The organism is Acinetobacter sp. UBA6526 (assembly GCF_002434875.1).
GTDB lineage: Bacteria > Pseudomonadota > Gammaproteobacteria > Pseudomonadales > Moraxellaceae > Acinetobacter > Acinetobacter venetianus.
In genome coordinates, this window is record NZ_DJLC01000254.1 from 1 (window position 1) to 5995 (window position 5995).

Here is a 5995-nt window from a genome sequence, read left to right on the forward strand (position 1 = left end):
GAATAGCTTTGTGCAACAAAGCCCATTAAAGGTAAAAATATGTACAAATGAGATGACTTATCTTAATTTTAAATTAGAAATTGTATTGGCGACAAAACCTAAAGATAACTAAGAACGAAGTAAAATTATTCAATGCATCAGAAAAAAATTGGATCAATAAAAGCAGAAAAACAAAATTGATTTATCTAAGTTGCCTAACTTTTTCCAGAAATAAAAATTGGGGATTTTTATACATGCCAATATCCGCTCAGAATCAAATTTAAGACAGCTCAATTAGTTTTGAGCTACATGTATTTTTCTATATGAATCTTAAGTGAAGTCCTAACGTGTCAAATCATATCTTTTTAGATATCACTTAATCCAATGTTTGATGAGGGGTAAAATCATAGTTAAAAAATAAGCCCTTGTAAAAACAAGGGCTTATTTCGATATTTGGCGGAAGCGGTGTCCGTCTAACAGCAGTCCAAAGCAATCTAACACAATATTAAAATAAATTATTTTTCATATACTTAATAATTTAATCATCCAAAACCGTCTTGTCTAATCCAATCATTTCCAGTATTTTATGAGGGGTAGGTTGTGGGGTAAAAATAATATGCCAAAGAAATCTAAAGAGCTATCTGCTCTCAGTGTAGCAAAAATCAAAAAGACTGGTCGACATTCTGTAGGCGGTGTTGATGGCTTATATCTAAATGTCGAGGGTAATTCCCGTGTCTGGATTTTGCGTGCTGTTGTGGGTAAACGGTTGGATAAAGATGGGAAGCTAAAACCTCATCGCCGTGATATTGGTATTGGTCCCTACCCTGAAGTTTCTTTAGCAGAAGCTCGTGCTAAAGCCACTGAATTAAGATTACAAATACGAAGTGGTGTTGATCCAATTGCACATAAACAGGAACAGCTCGACAAGCTTCATATTCAAAAGCTTAGAAACAAGACATTCATTGAATGTGCAAAAGTCGTTATTGCTAATAAAACTCGTGAACTCAAAAATGAAAAGCATATCGGACAATGGACATCTACATTAGAAACCTATATCTACCCAACTCTAGGTGATATCAGTATTGGCACAATTACTAAAGTTGATATTGCCGAAGTTCTTAGACCTATCTGGATTGAAAAGAACGAAACAGCTAAACGTATTCGTGGTCGTATCGAAACTATTTTTGATTATGCTAAGGCTATGGGATATTTTGTTGGCGATAATCCTGCTGAATGGAAAGGTAATCTAGAACCAATCTTAGGTAACTTAAAGCAAGAATCACGCCCTCATCCATCTTTACCTTACGAACAAGTTGCTGGGTTTATCCAGCATCTGAGACAGAAAAAAGGGATTTCACCTAAAGCTCTAGAATTTGTAATTTTAACTGCCTGTCGTTCTGGCGAGGTTTTTGGTGCAACATGGCAAGAAATTGATTTTAAGAATAAAGTTTGGATCATTCCTAAAGAAAGGATGAAAGCAGAAAAAGAACACCGTGTTCCCCTATCCCAACAAACCATTAGTTTGCTTGAATCAATTCAAGAATATACTCAACCTCAAGACTTCATTTTCCCTGCTCCTCGTAGTGGCGAAATGCTTTCGGATATGTCCTTAACAACCTTAATCAAGCGGATGCACGAACAAAAGTTAAAAGAAAATGGCTTAGGCTATATTGATCCTAAACAAAATCGAGTGATTACAACACATGGTTTCCGTTCAACATTTCGTGATTGGTCAGCCGATAAAACTGATTATCCTCGTGAAGTCTGTGAGCATGTACTAGCACATAAACTACCCGATGAAGTAGAAGCAGCTTACTTACGTGGAGCTTATCTTGAGAAAAGGAAAAATTTGATGGCTGATTGGGCGAGTTATGCCACATACATAGAAGCCTGACATTCAGCCAATTTCCGCTTTAATATTATTCACCATCAGAATTAATCTTGGTGCAATATCTTCTTCCAGTTTCTCACGGCTTAATACAAAACTTGGCCCACCACAATTGAATACTAAAAGTCCGTGTTGTTCATGCAATAAGGGGACAGCAACTGAATTTACATCTTTCTGCCATTCTCCAATCGAAAAACAACAGCCATAATCTTGGAAATCTTTAAATGCTTTGTCTAACTCTCGATTAATTTTAATCCAGTCATCTTTATTCTTTTCCCGAATGGCATTTAACAGAAAATCGCGCTCATCCGCAGGCATCGCAGCGAGACAAGCCCTGCCCATGGCACTTAAATGGATCGGCAAATAAGTACCGACTGGACGGCGCATTGTTACATTACCTTTACCCTGCACCACATCTAAATAAATCATATTCAGCCGATCACGTGTGGCCATGGCAACCGCTGCACCAGCATAATCTGCTAGCTCCTGCATATGAGGATGGGCTATCGAACGAATCGAAACATTGGCAAGCATTGAATAGCCAAAAGACAGTACCCCTGATGACAATTGAAATTTATTCGAGTTCGGTACTTGCTTAATATATCCTAAACGTGAAAGGGTATGGGTTAAGCGGGTAATGGTCGCTTTAGGTAATCCTGTCATCTGGGACAATTCCTGATTACCTAAATGTTGATATTTGGGTGTAAAGCAACGTAATAATTCTAATCCTCTAGCTAATGCGGTCACATATTGACGGTCATTTTCATCCTGCATATCTTCAATCGGATTCAATAATTCATGACGTAATGGCGCCAAAAGATTTTCTGTCTGTTCTGAATCAATCACGTCATTCGTCATATTATTCCTGCCTAATTAAGCATACTTTGTTCCGCACTGCGGAAATTATAATTCATTTATTATAATTAGGGCAAAGGATAGTCTTCGACAGAATCTCCTTTGCCCAATATTTAAATATTACCCGATGATACCTCTCTGCCTAAGTTCAGCAATCTTTTCTGCATCCAGAATGCCACTTAAGATTTCATCAGTATGTTCACCCAGCATTGGCGGTGCTTTCTTATATTCCACCGGGGTGCGTGACAGTTTAATGGGTGAACCAATCACCGTTAACTTCTCCTTCAACGGATGCTTCATATCAACCAACATATTGCGCGCAATCACCTGAGGCTCCTCAAATGCTTGCTGTAAATTGTTGATTAAACCCACCGGAACTTTTATCGTGTGAATCGCATCTACCCAGTGCCGTGCAGAATTGGTTTTAAAATGGGTGCCGAGTAATTTATCCATCTCTTGACGATGCTGGATTCGTAACGCATTGCTTAAGAAACGCGGATCATTCTGCAGCTCCGGCAAACCAATGGCCTGACACAGCGCAACGAATTGCTTGTCATTTCCACAGGCAATAATAAAGTCCTGATCGGCTGCTTTAAACACTTGATAAGGCACAATATTCGCATGTGCATTGCCATAACGTCCAGGTACTTTACCCGAAGATAGATAATTCATGCCTTGATTGGCTAACGTTGCAACCTGTACATCTAATAACGCCATATCAATATACTGACCCAGACCTGTCATGGTGCGGTTCAAAAGTGCTGCTTGAATCGCAATGGTGGCATAAAGCCCAGTCGTCAGGTCGGCAAAAGCCACACCCACTTTTTGCGGCCCACCGCCCGGAAGGTCATCTTTCTCTCCGGTCACAGACATCAAACCGCCCATACCTTGAATGATAAAATCATAACCCGGTTCTGGCGCACGTGGACCGGTTTGGCCAAATCCGGTAATCGAGCAATACACTAATTTCGGATTAATCGCTTTTAAGCTGTCATAATCCAGACCGTACTTTTTCAGTGAGCCCGCTTTGTAGTTTTCAATTAAAACATCCGAACCTGCTGCCAGTGTACGAACTAATTTCTGACCTTCCAGTGTGGCAATATCAATTGCGATAGAAAGTTTATTGCGGTTAGCAGACTGGTAATAGGCAGCTTCCTGCGTATCTTCACCCTGATCATCCTTCATCCATGGTGGTCCCCACAAGCGGGTATCATCACCTGTTTTGGGACGTTCAACTTTAATCACTTCAGCACCCAAATCCGCCAGAATCTGACCACACCAAGGACCTGCCAGTACGCGGCTTAAATCCAATACGCGAATACCTTCCAATGCACCCATTTTTTATTCCTTTTATGTGCGCTCAATCACCATGGCGAGACCTTGTCCCACACCAATACACAAACTGATTACAGCATATTTTTTGCCGCTACGTTGTAATTCACGTGCTGTCGTTAAGGCAAGACGCGCTCCAGAGGCTCCTAATGGATGTCCGACTGCGATTGCTCCACCATTTGGATTAACACGTGGGTCATCAAAATCGATATCCAAACCTTTTAGACACGCCAATACCTGAGATGCAAAGGCTTCATTGATTTCAATAATATCCATGTCATCTAAAGTGAGATTGGCACGTTTCAGCGCGAGTTTAATGGCATCTACAGGACCAGCACCCATAATACGCGGTTCAATTCCTGCAGCACCAGAAGACAGGATTTTGGCCATCGGTTTGATTCCCAGTTTTTGTTCAGCCGCAGTAGAACCAATAATCAGGGCAGCTGCACCATCATTGACGCCGGATGCATTACCCGCTGTCACCACGCCACCTTCAAATAAAGGCTTGAGCTTTTGCAAGGCAACAAAATCTGAACTTGGACGTGGATGCTCATCGATTTCCACCAGTTTTGGAGACAATTTACGCCCTTGAGACACCTCAACACCTACGATTTCACCAGCGAAAAAACTTGCTTGTTTGGCAGCCTCATATCTCGCTTGGGAAGCGGCTGCGAAACGGTCTGCATCTTCACGCGTTACACCATATTCAACCGCCACGTTATCGCCCGTTTTAGGCATCGTGTCATCACCGAACTGCTTTTCGATTGCCGGGTTCGGGAAACGTGCACCGATAGTTGAATCAAAGACTTTAAGATCACGGCTGAACGATGTTTCTGATTTGGCAAATACAAAAGGAGCTCGAGACATGGATTCCACGCCTCCGGCCAGGATGACCTCACCCTCCCCACAGCTAATTGCACGTGCAGCATCTATCAACGCAGCAAGGCCGGAAGCACATAAACGGTTAACAGTTTGTGCCGGAGTTTTTACATCCAGACCTGCCAATAAGGTCGCATGACGCGCAATGTTACGGCTGTCTTCACCGGCCTGATTGGTATTACCCAGAATCACATCATCAAAGATATTGGCTGGAAGGTGATTTTTTTCTACCAGTGCCTTGATCACATGCGCTGCCAGATTGTCTGGACGGATAGAGGATAACGCACCTGCATGACGGCCAAATGGAGTACGCAGGCCATCGTAAATATAGGCATTTAACATTGTATTAATCCTTTAAATTGTTGAGGTATGAAGCAAAGACAAGTTTAATCGGGCGCGACGCTGCAACCATGGACTTGGACGGTAACGTGGATCACCTGTGTTCTTCGTAATACGTTCCAGAATCTGCAGAATACGTGATGCACCCAGTACGTCCCCCCATGAGATCGGACCATGTGGGTAGCCCAAACCAAGTTTCACTGCCTTATCAATATCTGCTGCAGTTGCAATACCTTGTTGTGCGATATCGCAGGCCAGATTGATTACCATGGCTAATACACGCTGCGCGACAAATCCCATGCTTTCATCAATCACACTGACACCATGGTTATTGGCCGAAAAAATTGTATGTGACTGATCAATATAAACTTTTTTGGTTGCAATCGATGGCATCAAGGTTCGGTGGTTCGCAAAATCGGTGAGCATATCGATACTAACTGCTCGTGTTGCATCGACACCAAAACGCAAAGCTGCAGATGTCGTGTCTTCACCGTAAGTAGCCAGTAAAATTAAACTATCTGCACCCGGTTGCGTGGCTGTATCTAATGTTAATCCTTGCGCTTGCAGATAATTTGTTAGGATGGCTGCATCCTGCTCTAAATCTGTTTTGATCCAGACCGCATTAAATGTTGAAACCTGAGGTACAGTCTGACGAGGCTCTTCATTGATTTTTACGCCATCAACGTATTTGTAGAAACCCTCACCGACCTTACGGCGGACTTT

At 42.1% G+C, this 5995-nt stretch carries 5 protein-coding genes; 1 reads left to right on the forward strand and 4 read right to left on the reverse strand.

Annotated elements, in window-relative coordinates; genetic code table 11:
- Window positions 1-595: 595 nt before the first annotated feature.
- Window positions 596-1873 carry a tyrosine-type recombinase/integrase gene (locus tag B4237_RS17615; RefSeq protein ID WP_032051454.1) on the forward strand — a complete coding sequence of 426 codons (1278 nt, stop codon included), beginning with the start codon at window positions 596-598 and terminating at the stop codon, window positions 1871-1873.
- A 3-nt stretch (window positions 1874-1876) separates the two neighbouring features.
- On the opposite strand, the gene B4237_RS17620 is transcribed toward B4237_RS17615, so the two are convergent.
- The 4 genes from B4237_RS17620 to B4237_RS17635 form a co-directional block, all read right to left on the reverse strand.
- Entirely contained in the window at window positions 1877-2725 is an 849-nt protein-coding gene (locus tag B4237_RS17620; protein WP_032051453.1) for an IclR family transcriptional regulator, read from the reverse strand.
- Between the two features lie 117 nt (window positions 2726-2842).
- Complete coding sequence (locus tag B4237_RS17625; RefSeq protein ID WP_032051452.1) at window positions 2843-4060, reverse strand: CaiB/BaiF CoA transferase family protein; 1218 nt, start codon at window positions 4058-4060, stop codon at window positions 2843-2845.
- Between the two features lie 12 nt (window positions 4061-4072).
- Entirely contained in the window at window positions 4073-5275 is a 1203-nt protein-coding gene (locus tag B4237_RS17630; protein WP_032051451.1) for a 3-oxoadipyl-CoA thiolase, read from the reverse strand.
- Between the two features lie 12 nt (window positions 5276-5287).
- Window positions 5288-5995, reverse strand: a 708-nt coding sequence (locus B4237_RS17635) for a 3-hydroxyacyl-CoA dehydrogenase family protein (RefSeq protein ID WP_286944301.1), incomplete at its 5' end; no start/stop codon positions are given.